A 22,431-nucleotide genomic window follows, 5' to 3' on the forward strand; every position below is an offset into this window, starting at 1 on the left:
GAAATGAAGAAACAAAATATATTGACCATCTATGCCCTCCTTTTAGCCTGCTTTTTAGGAGTGTGGGGCTGTGACGATGATAATGATCCGTTTACGGGTACGGACAACTACGTGGTATCTTTTCGGTTGACACAGAACGGGGAGGTTTTGAAAGCCGCTTTGACGGGTGATAGTATTATCCTGCAAGCTCCCGTGGGTGTTTCCCTTGCCGGGGCCTCGGCAGAAGTGATATTGAGCGAGAATGCTCGCATCATGCCTTCCCCTGACTCCATTGCCAACTGGAACGAGGAGGCACTTTTTGAAGTGACTTCGGCAAGTGGAGTAGGGAGAGTGTACCATTATTTTGTAGTCCGGGAAAGTGTTCCCGTGGAGGGCAGCGTGACCTTGGCGACACAGGAGGAAGTTGATGCTTTTGGGGAGAGTGGGGTTACCGAGGTAGGTGGTAATCTGATTATCGGACGTTCCGGTTCCGAGGAGGTGATTACTTCCCTTTTGCCGTTGAATAAATTGGTGCGTGTGGGGCATGACTTGAAAATCACCGAGGCTTACACGGGAATAGATTTGATGGGGTTGGAGAACTTGGAGGAGGTTGGTTCTTTGTTGATTACCGCCAAGGGGAATATTGACCAAATTTATCTGCCCGCCTTGAAGAAAGTCGGTCTGGATTTGACCGTGCAGAACAATCTGGCACAGGAATTTGTTTGTCCCTTGTTGGAAGAAGTGGGGCGTAACTTCACGTTGGCGGGTACGGTCAGGAAATTGGATGTCGGTTCCTTGAAAACGGTGGATGGTGATATGGCTATTTCCGGTTTCGCGATGGATAGAGTGAGTTTTCCGCGTATTACCCGTGTGGGAGGAACTCTTACCGTGGGGCTTGCTGATTCGTACACGGTTGATTTTCCGGCTCTCGAAAAGTGTAATGCACTTAACGTGAAACCGACGACCGGGAGCGCCGTGTTCTCCGTGATGAATGCCTTGAATATGCCATTGTTGAAAGAGATTCCCGGAGCCTTGAGTATTGGTAGCTGCAAATTGGTAGAGACGAATTTTCCGGTTTTGGAATCCGTGGGAAGTCTTGCTCTTGACGGATCGGATATACGGGTTATTCGTTTTCCGGCACTGAAAACTATCGTAGGTAATTGTACCTTGAATGAATTACAATACGTTAATAACTTGGACGGATTCGAGGTGTTGGCTACGGTGGGTGGTTCTTTTACCATAACTAATTTGGCCACATTGAAAAACGTGAGGCTCCCAGCTACTTTAGGAGAGTTTTCTGAATTGAAATTGACTGATTTAGAAGGATTGGAGACGTTGGATATCTCTGCCGTCAAGGTACAAACATTGACTCTCGAAGGTTCTACATTGACGAAAGTGTCGCTTGTTGGGGGAGAGGTCTTCCCCGGAATTTTGAAACTTGTCTGTTCTTCCACTAAGGTGGAGACTCGTTTCCCTCCCGTGTCCGGGATTAAGGAAGTGAGTGGAATCGACTTGTCGGGAGCGAAAACTCTCGCAGAATGTGAGATTACAAGTATCCGCAAGGTGAATGGTGATTTTACCACGGGAACGAGTATGGCTTATTTAAACAGTTGTAAGAAATTTGTCTTGGCGGATTTGGAAGAGGTGACCGGGAATTTCACGCTGTCAAAGATGCCTGCGGTGGAGGAAGTGAATATACCGAAATTGCAGAAAGTTGGGGGTAACGTGGAGATTTTTCCTTTTTCTACCACTTGCACGGTCTTGGATGTTCCCGCTTTGGAAAGCGTGGGTGGAAAGATGACCATTTATTCTTGGGCGAGTTATGTTCCTTTTACCGAACTTTCCTTTGGGTCGATCAAGAGTATCGGGAGTACCTTGACGATCATGGTTACCCCTCCTCTACCCATGTACGCTAATAATGACATCACGAATATGGATGGTTTTGCCACTCTGGAAAGCGTGAAGGAGGTGACGATTAATTTCCAATCGGCTTTGACTTCGTATGCCGGGTTTAAGAAAGCGATCGACACGATCGAGAAGTTTACCACGAGGAGTAATGGTTACACGGTGACTTTGGATGACTTGAAAGCGGGTAAATGGACAAAAGAATAGTTACACTTGAAAAATATAGAATATGCGATTGATAAATATAAAAGCGGCCCTTTTTCTTCTCTGCGGGTTGGTGTTTGCGGTGGGCTGTGACGATGATGACAGCGACTTCAAGGGGAGAGACAATTACATCACTTCATTCTGCTTGGTTAAGGGGGAGACAACCTTGACGGCTTCCATCCTCGATGATTCTTTGAAGATTGTTGTGCCGGAGGATTTTTCGTTCGACGGTATGCGACCGGAGTTCAGCGTGAGCGAGAACGCCACGATCTCTCCCGATCCCTCGACGATCACGGATTGGGACGGGGAACACCGTTTCATGGTGACCTCCTATGCGGGGAAACATGACCGGGAATACGTTTATTCGGTAGAAAAATCTGCTGTTGTCCGGGTGGGTAATGTTACTTTACTCACGCAGGCGGACGTGGATGCCTTCGGGGAGGCTATGATTAGCGAGATTGATGGTAATTTGACGATCGGTCAGACCGATGGGGAAGATGTTATCGAGACGTTGGAACCCCTGAATCATTTGCGGAAAATCAAGCACAATCTTACGATTAACCCGACGTACGAGAGCGAGGAGATCATCGGCTTGGAGAATCTTGAGGAGGTGAGCGCTATCGTCGTGGATGCGAATACCCCGTTGAAAAAACTTTGCTTGCCAAAGTTGAAACGGATATATTTGGATTTCAAATTTTCCGGAATCGGTCAGTTGGAGGAGATTGATTTCCCGGAATTGGAATCTATTGAAGGGGGAATGGACGTGTCTTCCATGTTCGCATTGATCTCCGTGAAACTGCCTAAATTGCAGAGTGTATCTTCTTTAACGATCAATTATTGCACGTCCTTGGAAAGTATCTCTGTCCCGGTTTTGGAAGAGGTTACGACATTGACGGTCTCGAACAACAACGTCCTGCAGGCGATTGATTTCACCTCCTTGCAGACCGTGACCGGGAGATTTACCTTGTCCAAAGGTGTGTTTGAAAATTTAGAAGGGTTTAAATCTCTGGCAACTATCGGTTCAACTCTTGAAATACAAGATCTGAGTGACCTGACGAGCCTCGACGGGTTGGAAGCTTTAACTACCGTGGGCGAGAGTGCTAACTTCCGCAGCATGAGTTCTCTTGCGGATTTATCTGCTCTTGGTTCGCTTACGAAGGTTTCCAGCCTTTATTTCTCGGAAATCCTTGCCGAGGATTACTCTTTCTTGGAGCATTCCCTATCTGTCGGTTCGCTCTCTTTTAGCCAATCAAATGTTGCGGAATTGGACATCCGGGAGATTGACGGCTTGACTTATCTTGAGGTTCGTAATAACAATGTGCCTCTCACCTTGATCGGTGACGAAGCTATCTCCATGCAACGTTTATCTCTTTATGCCCCGAATATTGTTATCAAGGGCATCAAGGAAGTCACGACGACAGATTTCTTTGAATTCTGGATATCCGGTAGTCGTACGGAGGCAGTTCAGTTGAATGTGGAAAAAGTGACCGGGAAATTCAGCCTCACGGTTGTGGCTGCCGTGGATGATTTGGATTTACCCAATTTGAAAGAAGTTGACGGGGAGTTCGGTTTTTACATTCAAGGACGCTCCCGGGTAAATCTACCGAAACTGACAAAAATCGGTTCGTTAAGTGCTGGACATTGCTGTAACATGGAGTTGCTGTCACTGCCTGCGCTGGAAACGGTGAAAGGTGATTTCAATATTAGGGCGAATGACTCTTATGGTGGTCATTTGGATGGTATCTATGCGCCGGCATTGAGGTCTATCGGGGGAAAGTTGACGTTGAACGCATGGACGACGAGAACAGCCTCTTTGGAATACGTCAATTTTCCGGTACTCGTGTCGGCGTCTGCTGTGGAGATTAAGACGAATGTGGGGTTATTCGACTTCTCCGGCTTGAAAAGCGTGATCCCGGTACTGACTTCCGACAAGTGGATCGTGTCGGGTAACGGGTATAATCCCCAGTATCAAGATATGGTTAATGGAAACTGGAAAAAGGAATAGTTTATTTCTGTGAGATGGTAAACGTACTGGGTCTGCAAATCAAAATATGTGCTTTGCAGACCTAGTTGTATGTTTATGTGTTAGATTATCAGTATTTTGTTTTGTGAAATAAAGAGTGAAAAATAGTGTCATAAACTTCTACTGTCTTTATATTTTATATATTTTTGCAACGATTTTGGTGTCACACCTCGTTTCGGGCGTGTGGTGAAAAGGGAATCAGGTGCAAATCCTGAACAGACCCGCTGCTGTAAGCTCCGCCAAAGTCCGTGAACAAGACTCACATCCACTGTTTCGACACGAAATGGGAAGGGCGTTCAAGGACGGAGCAAGTCAGAAGACCTGCCAAGATCATGAGTTCGTAACTCTCTGGGACTAGAGTTCGCGAGGTGCAAGAAAAATAAATCTTTCTTGGATTAATGATTTGGTCCAAGGTGATTGCAAATGAAGGCGATCGCCGGAAATGGAATGATCGGATTTGTTATCGTTTAATGGCAGAGTAAATGAAATTAATCGTTTTTGGTGTAATTTTATGGTGTTCCTTGTTTGGGAATTATTTGTGGGCACAAAAAGTGGACACGACAAAGGTGTACAATATTGATGAGGTTGTTGTTGCCGCCAAGCGGGTTCAGAAGGAGGTGATTCCGGTTCAAACGATGGAAGGTCCGGTGTTGCAAAGGTTGACAGTACATTCCGTTGCGGATGCTTTGCGTTATTTTTCGGGGGTGCAGATCAAGGATTACGGGGGAATCGGGGGCTTGAAGACCGTGAATATCCGGGCGATGGGGACCCAACACGTGGGGGTGTTTTATGATGGTATCGAGTTGGGAAACGCACAGAACGGGACCGTGGATCTGGGACGTTTTTCACTGGATAACATGGAGGCGATCTCTTTGTATAACGGGCAGCGGAGTGCCATATTCCAGTCTGCCAAAGATTTTGGCTCGGCCGGGTCTATTTATATGACAAGCCGTACACCTAGATTTACAGACGGGAAGAAATATAACGCGAAGGTTACTTTTAAAACGGGATCTTTCGGGGTGGCGAATCCATCGGTGTTGTTTGAACATCGGTTGGGGGAACACGTGAGCGGGGCTTTTAGTTCGGAGTATATGTACACGACAGGAAAGTATAAGTTTAGCTACAAAAAAAAGAATGGTTACGATACGACTGAGGTTCGTAAGAACGGGGATGTTCGTGCTTTGCGGGCAGAGTATGGTGTGTTTGGCCGGATGAATGACGGGGAGTGGAAGGCTAAGGCATATTTTTATGATTCCGAAAGAGGTTATCCCGGCGCATCGGTACGGGAAGAGCCGGGAAAGTTCAAGCATCAGGATCGTCAATGGGATTCTAATTTTTTCCTTCAAGGTTCTTTTTTGAGGCATTTTAGTGGTTATAGTTTACAGATGAACGCGAAGTATGCCTATGATTATTTGCATTATCTTTCCGATCCCCGGTTGGACGTGAGTACGATGTACGTGAATAATCATTTCCGGCAACACGAAATTTATGTTTCGTCAGCCAATATGTTTGCCATTTTGCCTTTTTGGAACGTGGATGTGTCCGTGGATTTTCAGTGGAACAAGCTGAATGCAGATTTGGTGGATTTTGTCTATCCGACCCGTTACACGACTTTAGGGGCCGTGGCGACGGCCTTGCATTTTGACCGTTTTAAATTTCAGGCAAGCGTGTTGGGGACTTTCGTGCATGAGCGGACGAAGGTGGCGAATGGGGCAGCGGATGATATGCAGGAATATACACCCACGGTCGTGATGGCGTGGCAACCGTTCCGTGTGGCGGATTTTAACGTGAGGGCTTTTTATAAGCGAGTGTTCCGAATGCCGACGTTGAATGATTTGTATTATACTTTTATCGGGAATATAAATCTGGAACCGGAGTACACGAACCAGTATAACGTGGGAGTGACTTATAATCGCAACTTTGATAAAGGGGTGTTGCTGGGGCTGGACGTACAGGTGGATGCCTACTATAACGAGGTGTCGGATAAGATTATTGCCATGCCGACTTCCAATCAGTTTCGCTGGACGATGGTGAATCTGGGAGAGGTGGAAATTCGAGGGGTTGATGTCGCCGTGCAGAGTAACTGGAGGTTCTGTCAACATTGGTTGTTGGATGCCCGGGTGAATTACACATACCAGAAGGCTCAGGATTTCACGAAGAAGGAGAGTACGTATTACGGGGACCAGATTCCGTATATCCCTTGGCATAGCGGTTCGTTGATTCTGAACGGGACGTACAAGAGTTGGTTTTTGAATTATAGTTTTATATACACAGGGAAGCGTTACGAGGCGAGCGCGAATATCCCGGAGAATAGGGCTAAAGAGTGGTATACGAGTGATTTCTCGTTATCCAAGAATTTCTCGTGGCGAAAGACTGTAATTCGACTGACGGCGGAGGTGAATAATATTTTTAACCAGCAGTACGAGGTGGTACAGTGTTACCCGATGCCGGGGACGAACGTGAAGTTTATTATCAACATAGAAATTTAGATAAAGATCGAATGATGTATTGTGAAAATCGAATGAAATTAGGTATGTTAATGTTCCTCGCGTTGGGAATGTTATTGTTTTTTTCTTGCCGGAATGATGATGATGAAATTATTCCGTCCGTAATAACGAAGGTTACCCCGAGCGATTCGGTGCCGGGGCCTGTAAAAGGTTTTTTCCTGTTGAACGAGGGGAATATGGGAAGTAATAAGGCCACGTTGGATTATTTTGATTATGCTTCCGGAGAGTATCATAAGAATATATTCGCAGAGCGGAACCCGAGCGTGGTAAAGGAGCTGGGAGACGTGGGGAATGATATTCAGATTTACGGGAATAAGTTGTACGCGGTGATTAATTGTTCTCACTTGCTCGAGGTGATGGATGTGAACACGGCTAAGGAAATTACGAAGATCACGGTAACGAATTGTCGTTATATTGTTTTTCATGAGGGATTCGCTTATGTCAGTTCGTATGCCGGACCGGTACAGATAGATCCGAATGCCCGTTTGGGTGAGGTGGTGAAGATTGACACGGCCACGCTGAAAGTCGTGGGGAGTTGTACCGTGGGGTACCAACCGGAAGAGATGGTGATTGTCGGGAATAAGTTATATGTTGCAAACTCTGGAGGATATCGTGTGCCTAACTACGATAATACGGTGTCCGTGATTGACTTGGAAACGTTTAAGGAAACGAAGAAAATCACGGTGGCGATTAATCTACATCGTATGCGTGTTGACCAAAATGGACTGATTTACGTGACTTCCCGCGGGGATTATTATAACGTACATTCAAATACTTACGTGATAAATGCGAAGAATGATCTCGTGGAAGGATCTTTGAATTTTCCGGCGAGCGAACTTTATTTGTGTGGCGATTCGCTTTATTCTTACAGCACGGAGTATAGTAAGATTACGAGTAAGTGGACGGTCAATTACACGATTTATGACACGAAGGCGAAACGTATTGTCTCTCGGAATTTTATCAAGGACGGAACCGAGAAGTCTATCGTGACTCCTTACGCTTTGGCGGTAAATCCGGAAACAGGCGAGATATTTGTGGGCGATGCCGGGGATTATGTTACCCCGGGGAGGTTGTACTGTTTCGGGCCTGACGGGAAGAAGAAATGGGATGTGCAAACGGGAGATATTCCTGCTCACATTGTGTTTACGACAAGGCCTTTACAGGAGAAAGACGGGGAGGAAGGATAAATACTCGTTTTTTGGGTGTGAACAGAATTGAGTAATTCCTGCTTGCACAATCGTAATTGATGGAAAATGTAAAAAACAAATAATATAAGATTATGAGAAAAAGTTTGTATGCGAGCGTGATCCTATTTGTGTTAGGGATAGGAGCCTGCTCGGATGATGATGATGTGCAAGGTGGTGGAGATGATGAGTATGGATACGATGACGGGGCCGTGTTGGCTGATGACGCTATACCCCAGACAATCCCTCATCAGAGTTATTTTATCGCAAACGAGGATTGGTTCGGGCATGAGATGGGCAGTTGCAACCGGTTTTACCCGGAGAAGGATACGATCGTCTATCGTTGTTTCCGGAAGGCTAACCCGGGGAAGACATTAGGGGTAACTACTCAATTTGCAATGAATTGGGGTGGATATATTTATTTCATGTCGAAGCAGGCACCGCGTTTGGTAATAGCGGATGCGGAGACATTAGAGGAGAAAATATCGTTTAACGTGATCGATGGAGACGGGCGAGGTTGCCTGGGTGTGGACGTGAAGACGGTGTACGTGGCGACGACGAATGGGATCCGTATTTTCCGGGTGAATAAATGGGCTTTTGGTGGATTCGTGAAGGGGACTTCGAGTGCCACAGGCGATTTGTATGAAGGACAGATCGGTGATATGGTTCGTGCCGGGGATTATGTGTTTGCCGCTTTACAAGGTAAAGGGGTTTTGGTCATCGATCCGGTGGCTCATGAGGTGAAGAAGGTGATAGAGGTAGAGATGCCTGGGGCGTTGTGTGTGGATAAAGAGGGCTACCTGTGGACTTCAGCAAAAGAGAAGGAGTTATGGCGGATTGATCCTTACACGTGTGAAATCGTGAAACAGTTGAAGGTGGCAAAGGCCCCGTCTGTTGGTTGGGGAGCTTGGAGGCCGAGTTCTTTGTGTGCCAGTACGCAAAAAAACGTGATTTATTGGAATATCGGAACAGCGGGTATTGCTGGAAGTACGGGAAATCAGGAGTATCGTTATGATATTGACAAGGACGAGATGGGACCGATAAATGGTGTGAGTGGTTATGGGGTGTCACGCGTGGAGACGTTGATAGATGTTATCGTGAATTGTGGGGGAGGGACATATGACGGAACGACAGGTGAGCAAGTGAGCAGCATGAAGATTTTGGGAGGTTTGACGAATGAAAATGCGTCCTATGCTTATTTTTTCCCGTCCATCCCATTTTTTGAGGATACGAACGAGCCTCACGTGCTGGTGAACCAGATCATTTTGAAGCCAGGTGAGGAGAAGAAGATTTGTTTGAGTGATCAGGTGTATGATGCGGATAACACTTCTGTATCTATTTTGAAAGATTTGATTTTTAACGAGAAGCAAAAATTGGTGACTTACCGGGTGGAACGTGACACGTTGTATTTGAAGGCCGGAAGTGTTCCCGGTAGCACGAAGTTTATTTTTAATGTTTGTTCTAACGGGAGGGAGAATGAAAAGAGCGTTCGTGTTGATGTACGGGAGTAACGAGGTAAAAATAGGATAAAAGATATGAAGAAATTTTTGAATTATATGGTATGTTGTGTTCTCGTGCTTGCGCTTACTGCTTGCGAGGATGATGACGTGATCAGCGAGTTAGTGCTTGCCGGTTCCGAGTTACAGTTGTACGAGGGAGAGACGGGTGAGGTTGAGATTACTTCAGGGAACGGTAAGTACGTGATTGATGTGGCTCAACCCACTGTGGCGGAAGCGATTGTGGAAGACGGTAAGGTCGTTGTGAAGGCGTTAAAGTATGGTTTCACGACGTTGACTATTTCCGACGGAGCTGGCGAATCGGCTAGTTTTGATTTGAGCGTGTTGGGGTATTTCGATATAGAATTGAGTAGTCACGAGGTGGAGGATTTTCAGAATGGTCGGGTGATGACCGTAAATATCGTGGAGGGTAACGGGGAGTACTCGATCAAGTCGGCAGATGAGTCAATAGCTACTGCCGTGGTAGAAAAGGATAGTATTATCGTGATCAAAACGGGGAATCCGGGAGAGACTGTTGTAACCCTCACGGATAAAGGGGGAAAACAGGACACGGTGCATGTCATTTCGACCGAGATTGTTAAGTTGATTCCGTATAAAGAGGATGTGTTTCACATTTATTCTGTGTCGGGTAGGATACAATTGAAGATAGAGCAGGGGAATGGTAATTATATAGCAACTTCTTCTGATGAGTCTGTCGTTAGTGTGGCAGAGGGAACGCAGAACACGATCGCTTTGATGCTTGAACCGAAGAAGGTGGGCACGGCGATATTGACGATAACGGATCAATGTGGTGAGACGGGGGTTTTGAAAGTGGAGGTACACTGGCCGGTGTTTAAGACGGATGATCCGTACGTCTATTTTTATGGAACAAATGCGGTGGAGAAGTCTATTTATTTGTCCGGGAACGATGAATATGAGGTTGTTGGAGATTCGAAGCCGGGAGTGGTGACGACGAGTTTCTTGTATGGTTCTTTGGTTATGAAACCACAAGGGCTAGGCCGGACGACGTTAACGCTCAAGGATCGCTCAGAGCAAACTATTGATGTCGTGGTAACAGTAAAGGATTTCCTGACAGAAGCGGACGTGTTGGCTGATGATCGGGTGCGGGCAGAGTTACCTAGCGAGAATGTGTGTTACGTGAAAGGGGAATGGCCGACGGGTACATTCTCGGCCACGGAGGAAGATGGTGAAGTTTCTATTCAATGGATTCCGGATGGTTCGATGAAAAATCGTCCGACGCAGTTGAAGTTCAATGGAGGATCGGAACCCGGGGAAAAGGAATTCGTATCGGCTCGTCATTCTTTTTCGACTTTCACGAAGGCGAACGTGACTGATGTGAAGGTGTTGAAGAAGGATGGGAAGAAGATTTGGGTATCTTGTATTGTGAAAGGTAAATTGGCGACTTGGGTAGGAGAGCTTGAATAGTGTAAACGGATAATGATGATGGACTATGAAAAATAGATATTTTAAGTTGTTTTTGATGTTGGTGTTAGCCGGATGTTTTGTCGGATGTTCGGATGACGATGATGACGTGATACCGGAATGGTTGCCTGTCGGGACAGAGCCCGTGTTTAAGGGTGGGATCGAGGTGGATGTCGAGAACACTGTTTTTAAACGGGAGTTTGAGGAAGGGGATATGATTGGTATTTTTGCCGTGGAGCGGGACGATCATAACCGGGTTGCTTACCCGAAGGCCGAGGGGAATTACGTGAATAATGCCCGTTGGGTGATGCGGAACGGGAAGTGGGTGCCTGCACGGGAACGGGATTCTATTCATTTTGCTGGAAAACCATTGGATATTTACGCTTATTACCCGTATGATGTGGAGAATGTTGACCCGACACGGATGGAGGTTGTCGTTCCACAGGAGCATCGGTTGGATTTGTTGACCGCCCGGGGGGTGTTTAGTGAGGATGACTCCGTGGAGTTGACTTTCCGACATAAATTTGCTTTGTTGCGGGCCAGGGTGTTACCTAACGGAATCGGGGCCATGCCCAGTGATTTGATGACGGCACGGGTGTATTTCGTGGGTAAGGAAGGTTATTTGAATTTGAGCGTGGCGGATCCGAGAAATGAGATGGTGTTTGATTACCCGGAGAAATGTTACACGGAAGTTCCCCAGGCGGAGATTCCGGAAGGGGCAACTTACCGGGAGTTCGATGTTTTTGTTCCTGTTCAGACGTTGGTAAAGGGCAATCGTCTTTTTCAGTTTACCCAGTGTGGAGGCGTTGTGAATCACGTGCTTGAGGAGAATTTGGTGATGAAAGGGGTGATGGATATGGAAATCTTGTTACAAGCGGATATTGACACGGAGCATGTTTATCAGGTGGGGGACGTGTACCCGAGTACGGGTTTTCCGGCCGGAATCGTGATCAAGGTGACTGACGGGGGTAAACACGGGACGATTGCCGCGTTGAGTGGTTTTTCACGCACGTGGGGTACGAAGGAAATTACGGGTGCCACGAACGAGGAGGACGGACGTGAGAATCACAAGGCCGTGGAGGCGTACGATCCCGAGTGGGAGAGTCATTTTCCCGCTTTTGCTGCTTGCCGGGAATTGGGTGAGGGATGGTATCTTGGGGCTAAACAAGAGTATATAACTCTTTTTAATTTCTACAAGGAGAATAAGACGGATGTGAACGCTTTGTTCCGGAGCTGGGGAATGGGATCTCCTTCTTTTGGGGGGCTGAGTTCAACTGAGAATACTGCGAATCCTAAAAATTACGTTTGGAATATTTCGTTGCCGGGTTCTTCCGTATCAATAAGTCAGGTGACTAAAAGTGCCACGGCAAAGATTTCCCCGTTGTGTAGATTTTAGATATGATGAATAGGTGTATAAATTTATTATTGTTGTTCATTGCTTGTTTTTTGCTTGTAGCTTGCAGTGATGACAAGAAAGAGGAGGAGCCACTGCCGGTTCCTCCTCCGGTGATTACTTTGGATAGTGAATCGGGCGTGTACGTGACAAAGGTAGGTAAGTCGTTGACCTTACGTCCGGACGTGGAGAATACGGCGGGAGCGGAATATACATGGACGCTGAATGAGGAGGTGGTCGGAACGGATAGTGTCTATGTTTTTGCTCCGGACGTGGAAGGTTCTTATTTTTTTGAATTTCGGGTAACTACACCGGGAGGGAGTGCGGAGAAAGTGATCCGGGTGGATGTGGGAAAGAAGGCGTTGCCTGTTATTTCATTCGCGTTGCCGGGATCCGGGGTAAAGGTGGTTGCGGCCACGGATTACGTGTTCCGTCCGGATGTGCAGAATAACGAGAATGCGGTTTACGAGTGGTATTTGGGTAATGATAAAGTGGGAAGTGGAGAGGAATATACCTTTAATCAAGCGGAATTGGGGGAGTACCAGTTGACGTTGATTGTGGTTAACGAGGATGGACAGGATGAAAAGCAACTTACCGTGGAGGTAGTGGAACGACAACCTTTACAAGTGGAGTTTTTGAAATCCAGTTTGTTGGCGGAGAATACGGATTGTTATGTGTTTAAAGATGGAACAATTTGTTTGACTCCTTGGATTGAGAATGCGGGGGAGGGGACCACTTACGAGTGGTCGGTGAACGGAGAGATCGTGGAATGCAAGGATCGGGTATTTGCTTTTGAACCAGCTGGCGAAGGAACGTTCACGGTAAGCGTGCAAGTGGTAGATGCGGATCAAGCACGAGCAAAGATGATTAGCCGGAATATTCAGGCGACGTCGATCGTAAGGCAGGTTGCCACGGTTCAGGTTATTTGCAGGGGAGATGAGATGGGGGCTTTCCGGGCGGCCACGGGGACAAGTGCTGCCGAGAGTAACCGGGTATATGAATATTTGCCTGCCCCGGGACAGTTTATTAACGAGTATAAGGAGGCCGGGATGGGAGATTTTACGGTCAGTACTCAAAAGGAAGCTTGTGATTATGCAGCCCGGCGATTGGAGAATCATGCCTACGTGTCTTTGGGTGGTTTTGGCGGTTATATTATTGTCGGTTTTGATCATAGTGTCCTTAACTCGGGTGCTTACGAGGGGTATGATTTTGCCATTGAGGGGAATGCTTTTGACGGGAGTTCGGAGCCGGGAATCGTGTGGGTCATGCAAGATGTGAATGGAAATGGATTGCCTGATGATACGTGGTATCAGTTGAAAGGTAGTGAGTATGGAAAGGAGGAGACGATCGAGACGTATGCCGTGACTTATTACCGTCCGGCAGGAGTGGGCATGAATGTCGGTTGGTCGGACAATTGCGGAAACACGGGTGTGATAGATTATTTGGCAGAATATCACTCTCAAAATAGTTATTATCCGGCATGGGTAACGGAAGATAGCTATACTCTCCGAGGAGTGTGTTTGAAGGCTCGTAATCGTTTTAATGGCTCTATCTGGGTGAATGAAAATTATGATTGGGGGTATGCGGATAATATGGGTAGTGACCGATTGTCGACTTCTGTTAATCCGGATGCAGAACCGGTAAACGTGTATTTCAAGATCAGTAATGCTGTTTATGCGAACGGGGAGGCTACTGATCTGAAGTATATCGATTTTGTTAAGATTCAAACAGGGGTGAATGCTAAAAGTGGAATTATCGGAGAGGTTTCAACGGAGGTATTTTCTGTAACTGATAAAAATGTAAATAATTAGAAGGGTTCGTTGCTTTCAGGTTTGAGGTTGTCTCTATGACGGGGACAACCTCATTCTATTTATATTTCTTGTGTTTTTATATGGTTAGGATGCACGTAGAGGTTTATTTTTAATTCCGTTGTTATTTCGGCGAGCCACAATGTTCGGGATAGCTACTCCTAGTGAAATACAGAGAATGATGAGGGCTGAATCGACTGCGTTAGAGAAAGCATTGGTAACTTCTCCGATTACCCCATGAAGTTCGATAAAGCCTAATAACGAGCGATACATTAATACTCCCGGAATCATGGGAATGACAGAGGGAATGGTTAGCACGTGGTTGGGAACATGGAACCAATGTGTGGCTTTTACGGCAATAAGGCTGACAGTGAAACTCCCCATGAATGAACCGATAACCGGTCCGTAGCCTAGTTCTAAGTTTACGAAATTACGCGTGCATACCGCAATAATTCCACCTGTGGCAACGATCCACGACAGGCGTTTGGGTACGTTGAATATCATTGAAAAACCCATTGCCGCAATGGCTGCCGCAAAGGCATACACGAGATAGGAATCGTGGGAAACGATGCTTAATTCATTGATTTTTTGATTTATGTTGAGATCGTTCACGATTAATATTCGCATGGCAAACGCAATGCCGAAAGTCATGGCTCCGATCATCATGATCGTGTTGGCTGCGCGGGTGATGCCGACGAGCAGGTGATTGTCGATCATATCATCCACAAAATTAATCAGCGGAACGCCGGGAACAATGAATAAGGCACAAGCCAATAGCGGATGATAAGGGGTAGAGGATAGGCCGGAGAAAGAGGAGGCGTATGCCAAGCAAGTGGAGACAAATGCTGCAATACCGATACTCATGTAAACATTGATACCGGTCTTGACGCAGTATGCCCGAGTTCGGAAACCTATGAAAGCACAAATGGAGGCGAACAGGAAAGCGATCCAGTCGGAGCCGAATAGTTTGCAAAATCCTCCACAGGCAAATCCGGCACCGATAGCTACTAGGTAAGGAGTGTAATTTCGGGGGGTATGAATGATCTTTTCCAATTCTTTTTCATAGTCGTCTAAAGAATAGTTTTCTTCTGTAGCTTTGAATGATAACTTACTGATTTGTGAGATCATGGTCATGTTGATGGCGTGATTTTCACATTTTTGAAACTTGGAAAATGAATGTTGTTCATCACTTACGTTAACCATGATCATGGTCCAACGAATGTCAATATGCAATTTCTCTTCCGGAATGTTCATAAAAGCGGCAACACGTTTCATGTTTCGTTCAATACGATTGGTGTCTGCTGCACTTTCCATTAATAGTTTACCTGTACGGAGTAAAAGATCCAGTTTACGCCGTAAAAGAAGTACATCCCATACTTCTGGATTTATTTCGTCGGTGGAATGATAAGTATTGATGTTTAAATTTTCCATATTGGGGTACGAGCTTTCGAATAATATCTAATGTGTTATCGGTTTAAATGTTTTATCCTAAAGCGAGAATGAGTAATTGAGCTGAAAGTACCCGGAGGAACATGGCCAGCGGGTAGACCGTGGCGTAGCCTACTGCCGGGGCATCACATGAGGTTTGTTCGTTGGAATAGGCGAGGGCGGGAGGGTTGGTGTTGGCTCCCGATAGAATACCGATCAGCGTGTAGTAATTTAGCTTGCAACCGTAGCGTCCAATCAGTCCTGTCACGAGTAATGGGAAGATGGTGATGATAGCCCCGTAGCCGATCCAAACGTAGCCACCCTCGTTCACGATGGTTTCGATGAATCCTTTTCCGGCTCCCAGTCCCACGCAGGCAAGGAAGAGAGCAATGCCGATTTCCCGGACCATCAGGTTCGCGCTCATGGTGGTGTAGGTGATTAATTTATAGTGCGGGCCGAAACGACTGATGAGGATGGACACGATGAGTGGGCCGCCTGCTAGCCCCAGTTTTAGCGGTTGTGGGATGCCGGGGAGCATGAAAGGAATACTTCCTAGCACGCATCCCAAGGCGATACCAATGAATATGGGGATGAGGTTGGGATGATTCAGACGTTTCAACGAGTTGCCGAGTACTTTTTCTGCGTGACTTACCGCCAGTTCACTTCCGACTACCGTGACACGGTCACCCATTTGCAGTTGCAGGTTCGGGGCCGCCACGAGATCCACGCCAGAACGATTTATCCGGGTAATACTAGCTCCGAAGTTCCGGCGGATTCGGAGTTGCGATAACGTTTTCCCGTTTAATTCGGGTTTTGTGATGAGGATACGACGGGAGACGAGGTTCGTGTCTTCGTTTTCCCACTTCATGTCGATTTGTTTACCAAAAAACACAGTGATGGCTTCTATATCTTTCGGGTTGGAGATCACGAGTATTTGATCCCCGATGTGAAGTATGGTTTCCGAGTTAACTAGTTCCTGTTTTTCACCTTGATGGCGTATACGAGAGATGACGAATTTGCGGTTTACAAGAGGCTGGATGTCCTTGATAGCTTTGTTGTCGATTGCCTTATTGACGATTTCCAGTGAGACGGGACGTACGGTTAATTCTTGTAAATGTCCCAGTCCTTTTTCCGCTTCAGTTTCTTCCGTGGTCGTGTTGATTTTCAGGATATATTTCAAACTCTGTAGTGCCAGAATTGTACCGATTACCCCTAACGGGTAAGCCACGGCGTAGCCCATCGCAATTTCCGGGGCATCAATGCCGTTCAGGTCACTGTTAGCCTGCTGTGCGGCTCCTAGGCCGGGAGTGTTGGTGACAGCCCCGGAAAGGATGCCCACCATAGTCGTGATGGGGGTGTCTGTCACGAGGTAGAGGACAATAGCAACCACAACGCTCAGTGAAACGGAAGTTATGGCCAGCATGTTCAGCGTGAATCCGCCTTTTTTGAACGCAGAGAAAAAGCCGGGACCTACTTGAAGACCGATGGAATAAACGAATAGGATTAGCCCGAATTCTTTCAGGAAATGAAGTAGATGCTCGTTCAGGCTTAAATTGAAATGCCCGAAAACGATTCCAACGAAAAGAATCCACGTGACGCCAAGTGAGATTCCGGCAATTTTTATCTTGCCCAGCATGATGCCGAAAGCGATTACTAACGATAAGATAAGCACGGAGTGCGCAACTCCACCGCCCCAGAGATCGGGGCTTCCCTCGAAAAGATCTTTTAATAGTTCCATAAATAAATTGGCAGCGTTGGATTACGAAAGCAATACACCTGCACTAAATTATAATTGTATGTTTGTTTTTCGTACTGTTTCTCTAATCCCTCGAGTAAAAACAGCCTTTAATGAATGGCAGGTCTTCTGACTGGCTCCCGTCCCGATTCCTTCCCGATTTCTTATAAATCAGTGGAAAAAGTATGTACCAAGACGTTGAATGGAGTTTTACAGCAGCGAGGACTGTCCGGGATTCTCACCCGATTCCCTTTTCATCCGGTTTGATGTTTCGATCATCCGGAACCAATTCGGTGCAAAGGTAATGGATTTATTGAAAATTTTGTTTCATTTTCTCAATATTTCGAATGACTTACCTATAAATCATGATGTCTGTGTAGATATTTAGTTCATGTGTTGTTCGTTTGTGAATAATAAATATTGTGAATAATCCGTATGATAGTTTCTTTATCAAAATAATATTCGTTTTTTTCTATATTTTCGCGACGATTTTGGTATTACATTCTGTTTCAGATATGTGATAAAAGGGAATCAGGTGTGAATCCTGAACAGACCCGCTGCTGTGTACCTCATTAAAGTCCGAGGACAATGACTCTCTCCACTGTTTCAATTTGAAATGGGAAGGACGTCCTAGGATGGGGTAAGTCAGAAGACCTGCCAATCAATCATATTGTTTAACGTTCAAGGGAAGGAAGAACGTGGACACCGATAGTTTAATAATTGTCGACTGGATACGCCAAATCTTTTTTTGATTAAAAGGGGATTTATGTTTGCGAAGAGGTTATTTTATATTGTTACTATTATATGGATAGGTATAGCGTTTACATCGTGTGATAAGCCGGGAGTACCTTATCCTGGAGGAATAATAGGAGGTGGGGATATTGAAGCTCTTGTATTGAATGAGGGAAAACTTAACACGAATACCGGAACGATTTCGGTGATTTATAAGGACGGTCGTGTTGTGGCAGATGTTTTTCAAGATGTAAATCACCGTCCTATGGGAGACGTGGCGCAATCTATCACGTTGGTAAATGGGAAGTATTTCGTGGCGATGAATAATTCAAAAAAGATAGAGATTGTTGATCCGGTAACTTTTAAATCCGTGGGAACAATTCTTTACACGCAGGCGGGGTATCCTCGGCAAGTGGTGCCAATTTCTTCCACGGAGGCAATTGTGTCCGATCTTGACCGACAATTAGTACGTATCCGGACGGTTGAACCTTACGGGAAACCATTGGAATATATTTCTATCCCTCGGGCCGTAGAGTATCTGACTGTGGTGGAAAATAAAGTGTTTGGAATAACTCAGGGTGGTTTATATGTATTTGATGCTGATAATATAAAGAAGGAACAAGCTCGAGTTGTTAAGGATGTATATAATGAGGAGGATACGAAAACTTGTCAGTTACTTGTGGATAAGGAGGGGATGATTTGGGGATTGATGAACGAGCAGGAAGGTGGACAGGTAACAGGTGTTACGTTGAAATGTGTGGATCCCAAGCGGGAGAAGGTGGTGAAATCGTACACGTTATCTTTCGGGGATTCGAATTCACAGACTCCAGGCGAGATTATCGGTTATATTAATTATAACCGTACGGATATTGATCCCACGGGTACTTGGATTTATTTCAGCGTGAAAACTCGTTTGGCTGAAGAAAATAAGGAGGGAGTGAAGGAACAGCAAAGCGTGTACCGGATGAACGTGGAAACGGGAGAATTCAGTCATTATTATGACTTGCTGGAAGTGGGAATGATGTATGGTTTCGCAGTCAGTCCGGAGGGAGATATTTACTTGTGTGATTGTTTGGATTACACGGCGCAAAGAGGTTATGTCCGACATTATTTGAAAGATGGGACGAAGATTAGTCATAAGGTTGGGATTTATCCCGGTCAGGTTTATTTTCCGGGAAATCAACGTTAAAGAGTAAATGATGTTTAAAAGGATAGCAATAGGATGGTGTGTTTGTTTCATCTTGTGTGGAATGGGGGCGGAGGCACAGAAGAAAGATCCCGTGGCGATGTATGGTGTGATAGATACGGTACAGGTAGTCAGTCAGCGTGTTCGTCATGCTAACGAGGCAAATGCGGGGGCAAAAGTAAGCCGTATAGACCCGGAGATTATGCGGGCAAATAAAACCCGTTCGTTGGCGGAGTTATTAACGGACTACACGGCTATTTATATCAAAAGTTTGGGAATGGGAGCCTTGTCAACGGCATCTTTCCGGGGTGCCAGTCCTTCACAGACCCGGGTGAATTGGAACGGGATTAATATTACCCCACCGATGTCGGGAACGTTTGATTTTTCACAGATACCGGTATTCTTCACGGATAATGTTAGCCTGTATTACGGGAGTAGTCATGTGAAGAACGGGACCGGGTCTATCGGGGGGAGCGTGAACTTATTTACAGATCCAGATTGGAACACTGGTGTTAGTGGAAAGGTCTTAGGAGAATATGGTTCTTACGGGACTTACACTACGGGGGCTCAGGTAAATACTGGTGGACAGAAGTCAAGTTTTAAGACTCGGTTGTATTATCAACATTCTGATAACAATTATACTTATTTGAATAAAATCTTGACGAACGAGCCTTTCCGAGAGAAACGGCAGGATGCTGATTATACGCAATGGGCGGCAATGCAGGAGGGGTATTTTCGTTTGTCTCCTTATACCCGGTTGACAGCGGTTGCTTGGTATCAGGAAGGGAAACGGATGTTACCACCCGCACTTGGAGTGGTGAACCAGTCACACGAGCAACAAAGAGAAGTGAATGTGCGGGCGTACACGGGATTGGATTTTACGAAAGGGTTGCATGCTTTACGGGTAAAAGCGGCATGGCTTTATTATCGACAGGAGTATGATAAATGGTATGCCGGAGGATTATTCGATCCCGAAGGAAATAAGAATCAATCGCACACGTGGCAAGGGATTGCCGATTATACGTTTACCCCGAGAGAGAATCTTGTACTGGGGACGAGCTTGACTTATTCGCATGATTTGATTCGGGTGAGTAGTTATATAGATGTCGATTCTTCGAAGTATACATTAGGAGACGTGGATTATGATATTCCGGAGGTGGAACCACCGTTCCGGCATAACCGTGACGTGTTCTCCTGGCAGGCTTCGGCATTATGGACTCCTATGGCGTGGATGATGTTGAATGGGCAGTATATGTTTGAACAGAATGATAGTCGGGGGGTATCTACATGGTCTGCCGGTATGGTGTTTAATTTGTGGGAGAAGGAGTTGCAGGTGAAAGGAAATGTGGCTTATAATTACCGGTTCCCGAGTATGAATGATCTCTACTGGAGACCGGGAGGAAATCCGGACGTGAAGCCGGAAGACGGGTATTCGTATGATGCGTCCGTGGCTTATCGGAAACAGTTGTATCGTGGTTTATTTTTAGATGCGGAGGTTTCCGGTTATTTGATGTATATAGATAATTGGATTTTATGGTTGCCGAAGGACGGGAATCAATGGGTTTGGACACCACAGAATCATCGTAATGTGAGATCGGAGGGAGTGGAGTTGTACGGGAAGTTAACTTATGCGATTGGTGATTTGAGGGCAAATATGTCGGGTAATTATAGTTGGTCGCAGTCCCGTACTCGTAAAAAACAGCACGTGGATGATGGTTCCTACATGAAACAGATCCCTTACGTGCCTCGGTTCAAGTGGAATGTACGGGTAGCTGCCGATTACCGGGGAGCCTTCTTCTCGTGGCAGGTGACTTATATTGGGCGACGTTTCATCACAACGGATCAAGAGTATGCTACGGATCCCTATTCAGTACATAATATTTTGGCGGGATACCGCTACACGTTCCGTAACGGGATGAGTCTGACACCGCAAGTACGGGTAGATAACCTATTAGACACGTATTACGAGTCCACGCAGTATTACCCGATGCCCTTGAGGAATTGCCTCGTGTCGTTGATGTGGGAATTTTAGGAAAATGAATAAATAGTTATATTATACAATGAAGATTAAGATTATGAAAAAGTTTTATTTAGTGCTTTTGGTTTTAGGAATGTTTGTGGGATTTCTGAGTTCTTGTGATGATGATGATAATGATACTCCGGAACTGCCTGTTGTAACAATTGAAAGTGAAGATGGTAGCTTTTCAATGCTTCCGACAGAATCTATTGTTTTAAAAGCAAAGGTTAGTAGCTCGCAGGTTACAGATTGGGTTTGGTTTGTGAATGGAGAGAAGGTGGGGACTGATTCCGTCTATACTTTCAAGGCAGAAAAACTTGGAGATTATAATGTCGCTATCTTGGCTTCAAATACGAATGGAGAGGCGTATGCTTCAACAATGATTGAGGTTCATGGGACATATAAGTATGGTACTTTTGTGATTAGTGAAGGAAGCCGTTCTCCTGGGACGATTGTTTTTATTAGTCCTAAAGGAGAGGTGATTGATAATGCTTATTATGTTGAAAATGGGGGTGAGTTAGGAGGAGCGACTCAGGATTTGTTTATTAAGGATAATAAAATGTATATTGTTTCTCAGAATGGTGGATATGATGGTGGTTTCTTGACGATTCTTAATGCAGAGACATTAAAAAGAGAACGCAAATTTCAAGAAGAGCTTGATGGTGAGGTGAGTATGCCAACTCATGTTGTAGCGTTGGGAGAGGACGATATTTATTTGCGTGATAATAATGGTGTGAAGAGATTCCAACCGTCAACAGGTAAGGTAACTTTGATTGAAGGAACAGAGAGAGCACGGAAGAATACGATGGTTGTTGCTGATGGTAAGGTGTTTGCTACGGTAGGTACAAGTGTTGTTGTGATTGAAGCTGGAAAGGATGAAATTGCGAATACGATAGAATTTGAAGATAGGGTTTCCGGAGTTATCAAGGCATCTGATGGGAATATTTTAGTTTCTGATGGATCTGGTAATATTACTAAAGTTGATGTAAAAACATATACAAAGTTAGGAAGTAGTAAGGTTTCGGATGAAGCAAAAAGTGTTTTATCTGCATCATTTGCGGCTGCTCCAAGTATTACGGCTAAAGGGGATACATTGTATATGAGCGGACTTTCTTCAAAAATATATCGTCATGTTTTTGGTTCTGATAGAACAGAGTTGATGGTTGATGCAAAAGATATGGTGGATAATGTAGGTATTATTTATAATACTTGTGCTGTTCATCCGATTACGGGAGAAGTATATCTCAATTCTATAAAAGGGTATAGTGATTATAAAACTAATAATATCACTGTGTTTGACTTTAGTAGTGATGAGCCTAAAGTGAGTGCAAATTATGAGAATTACACGGCATTCCCTGCCGGAACGTTCTTTACGTATAATTTTGAATAAA

13 protein-coding genes and 3 riboswitches are annotated in these 22,431 nt (G+C 45.5%); of the genes, 11 read left to right on the top strand and 2 right to left on the bottom strand.

From position 1 onward, the window contains the following. Positions 1 to 3: 3 nt before the first annotated feature. The 8 genes from F1644_RS14350 to F1644_RS14385 all read left to right on the top strand — a co-directional run bounded on the left by F1644_RS14350 (position 4) and on the right by F1644_RS14385 (position 13,945). On the top strand, positions 4 to 2,091 hold the full coding sequence (locus F1644_RS14350; RefSeq protein WP_118303380.1) for a hypothetical protein: 2,088 nt from the start codon (positions 4 to 6) through the stop codon (positions 2,089 to 2,091). Positions 2,092 to 2,113: 22 nt separating this feature from the next. Then, the gene (locus tag F1644_RS14355) at positions 2,114 to 4,093 is read left to right on the top strand and encodes a leucine-rich repeat protein (RefSeq protein ID WP_118303382.1); all 1,980 of its coding nucleotides are present in this window, start codon (positions 2,114 to 2,116) and stop codon (positions 4,091 to 4,093) included. A 159-nt stretch (positions 4,094 to 4,252) separates the two neighbouring features. Next, positions 4,253 to 4,454: riboswitch (cobalamin riboswitch) on the top strand. Positions 4,455 to 4,593: 139 nt separating this feature from the next. Then, complete coding sequence (locus tag F1644_RS14360; protein ID WP_118303384.1) at positions 4,594 to 6,600, top strand: TonB-dependent receptor; 2,007 nt, start codon at positions 4,594 to 4,596, stop codon at positions 6,598 to 6,600. 32 nt (positions 6,601 to 6,632) lie between these two features. After that, a complete protein-coding gene (locus F1644_RS14365) occupies positions 6,633 to 7,805 on the top strand; it encodes a YncE family protein (RefSeq protein WP_118303386.1) in 1,173 nt (390 codons plus the stop codon). A 92-nt stretch (positions 7,806 to 7,897) separates the two neighbouring features. Then, positions 7,898 to 9,313: a DUF5074 domain-containing protein gene (locus F1644_RS14370; RefSeq protein WP_118303388.1), complete on the top strand. Its 1,416-nt coding sequence runs from the start codon at positions 7,898 to 7,900 to the stop codon at positions 9,311 to 9,313. 24 nt (positions 9,314 to 9,337) lie between these two features. Further along, entirely contained in the window at positions 9,338 to 10,744 is a 1,407-nt protein-coding gene (locus F1644_RS14375) for a pilus assembly protein N-terminal domain-containing protein (RefSeq protein ID WP_118303390.1), read from the top strand. A gap of 25 nt (positions 10,745 to 10,769) precedes the next feature. Then, entirely contained in the window at positions 10,770 to 12,137 is a 1,368-nt protein-coding gene (locus F1644_RS14380; protein ID WP_118303392.1) for a fimbrillin family protein, read from the top strand. 5 nt (positions 12,138 to 12,142) lie between these two features. After that, positions 12,143 to 13,945 (top strand): PKD-like domain-containing protein, encoded by a 1,803-nt coding sequence (locus tag F1644_RS14385; RefSeq protein WP_158571804.1) that lies wholly within the window; start codon positions 12,143 to 12,145, stop codon positions 13,943 to 13,945. An 84-nt stretch (positions 13,946 to 14,029) separates the two neighbouring features. On the opposite strand, the gene F1644_RS14390 is transcribed toward F1644_RS14385, so the two are convergent. Further along, entirely contained in the window at positions 14,030 to 15,373 is a 1,344-nt protein-coding gene (locus tag F1644_RS14390; RefSeq protein ID WP_118303396.1) for a threonine/serine exporter family protein, read from the bottom strand. A gap of 52 nt (positions 15,374 to 15,425) precedes the next feature. Then, positions 15,426 to 17,108, bottom strand: coding sequence for a putative transporter (locus tag F1644_RS14395; RefSeq protein ID WP_118303398.1), 1,683 nt, complete (start codon positions 17,106 to 17,108; stop codon positions 15,426 to 15,428). Positions 17,109 to 17,207: 99 nt separating this feature from the next. Further along, positions 17,208 to 17,411, bottom strand: a riboswitch (cobalamin riboswitch). A 171-nt stretch (positions 17,412 to 17,582) separates the two neighbouring features. Further along, positions 17,583 to 17,781, top strand: a riboswitch (cobalamin riboswitch). A 90-nt stretch (positions 17,782 to 17,871) separates the two neighbouring features. Between F1644_RS14395 and F1644_RS14400 the strand changes: the two genes are divergently transcribed. Genes F1644_RS14400 through F1644_RS14410 form a run of 3 tightly spaced genes read left to right on the top strand, consistent with a single transcriptional unit; the run spans position 17,872 to position 22,430 of the window. Then, on the top strand, positions 17,872 to 19,026 hold the full coding sequence (locus tag F1644_RS14400) for a DUF5074 domain-containing protein (protein ID WP_118303400.1): 1,155 nt from the start codon (positions 17,872 to 17,874) through the stop codon (positions 19,024 to 19,026). A gap of 10 nt (positions 19,027 to 19,036) precedes the next feature. Further along, complete coding sequence (locus F1644_RS14405) at positions 19,037 to 21,055, top strand: TonB-dependent receptor plug domain-containing protein (protein WP_118303682.1); 2,019 nt, start codon at positions 19,037 to 19,039, stop codon at positions 21,053 to 21,055. Positions 21,056 to 21,098: 43 nt separating this feature from the next. Continuing rightward, positions 21,099 to 22,430 (top strand): DUF5074 domain-containing protein, encoded by a 1,332-nt coding sequence (locus F1644_RS14410; RefSeq protein WP_118303684.1) that lies wholly within the window; start codon positions 21,099 to 21,101, stop codon positions 22,428 to 22,430. Position 22,431 lies beyond the last annotated feature (1 nt).

Source organism: Butyricimonas paravirosa (assembly GCF_032878955.1).
GTDB classification, from domain to species: domain Bacteria; phylum Bacteroidota; class Bacteroidia; order Bacteroidales; family Marinifilaceae; genus Butyricimonas; species Butyricimonas paravirosa.

Coding starts and splice junctions, on each gene's coding strand:
- F1644_RS14365 (WP_118303386.1), top strand. CDS start 6,633: ATGAAATTAGGTATGTTAATGTTCCTCGCGTTGGGAATGTTATTGTTT.
- F1644_RS14360 (WP_118303384.1), top strand. CDS start 4,594: ATGAAATTAATCGTTTTTGGTGTAATTTTATGGTGTTCCTTGTTTGGG.
- F1644_RS14395 (WP_118303398.1), bottom strand. CDS start 17,108: ATGGAACTATTAAAAGATCTTTTCGAGGGAAGCCCCGATCTCTGGGGC.
- F1644_RS14385 (WP_158571804.1), top strand. CDS start 12,143: ATGAATAGGTGTATAAATTTATTATTGTTGTTCATTGCTTGTTTTTTG.
- F1644_RS14390 (WP_118303396.1), bottom strand. CDS start 15,373: ATGGAAAATTTAAACATCAATACTTATCATTCCACCGACGAAATAAAT.
- F1644_RS14400 (WP_118303400.1), top strand. CDS start 17,872: ATGTTTGCGAAGAGGTTATTTTATATTGTTACTATTATATGGATAGGT.
- F1644_RS14355 (WP_118303382.1), top strand. CDS start 2,114: ATGCGATTGATAAATATAAAAGCGGCCCTTTTTCTTCTCTGCGGGTTG.
- F1644_RS14405 (WP_118303682.1), top strand. CDS start 19,037: ATGTTTAAAAGGATAGCAATAGGATGGTGTGTTTGTTTCATCTTGTGT.
- F1644_RS14350 (WP_118303380.1), top strand. CDS start 4: ATGAAGAAACAAAATATATTGACCATCTATGCCCTCCTTTTAGCCTGC.
- F1644_RS14380 (WP_118303392.1), top strand. CDS start 10,770: ATGAAAAATAGATATTTTAAGTTGTTTTTGATGTTGGTGTTAGCCGGA.
- F1644_RS14375 (WP_118303390.1), top strand. CDS start 9,338: ATGAAGAAATTTTTGAATTATATGGTATGTTGTGTTCTCGTGCTTGCG.
- F1644_RS14370 (WP_118303388.1), top strand. CDS start 7,898: ATGAGAAAAAGTTTGTATGCGAGCGTGATCCTATTTGTGTTAGGGATA.
- F1644_RS14410 (WP_118303684.1), top strand. CDS start 21,099: ATGAAAAAGTTTTATTTAGTGCTTTTGGTTTTAGGAATGTTTGTGGGA.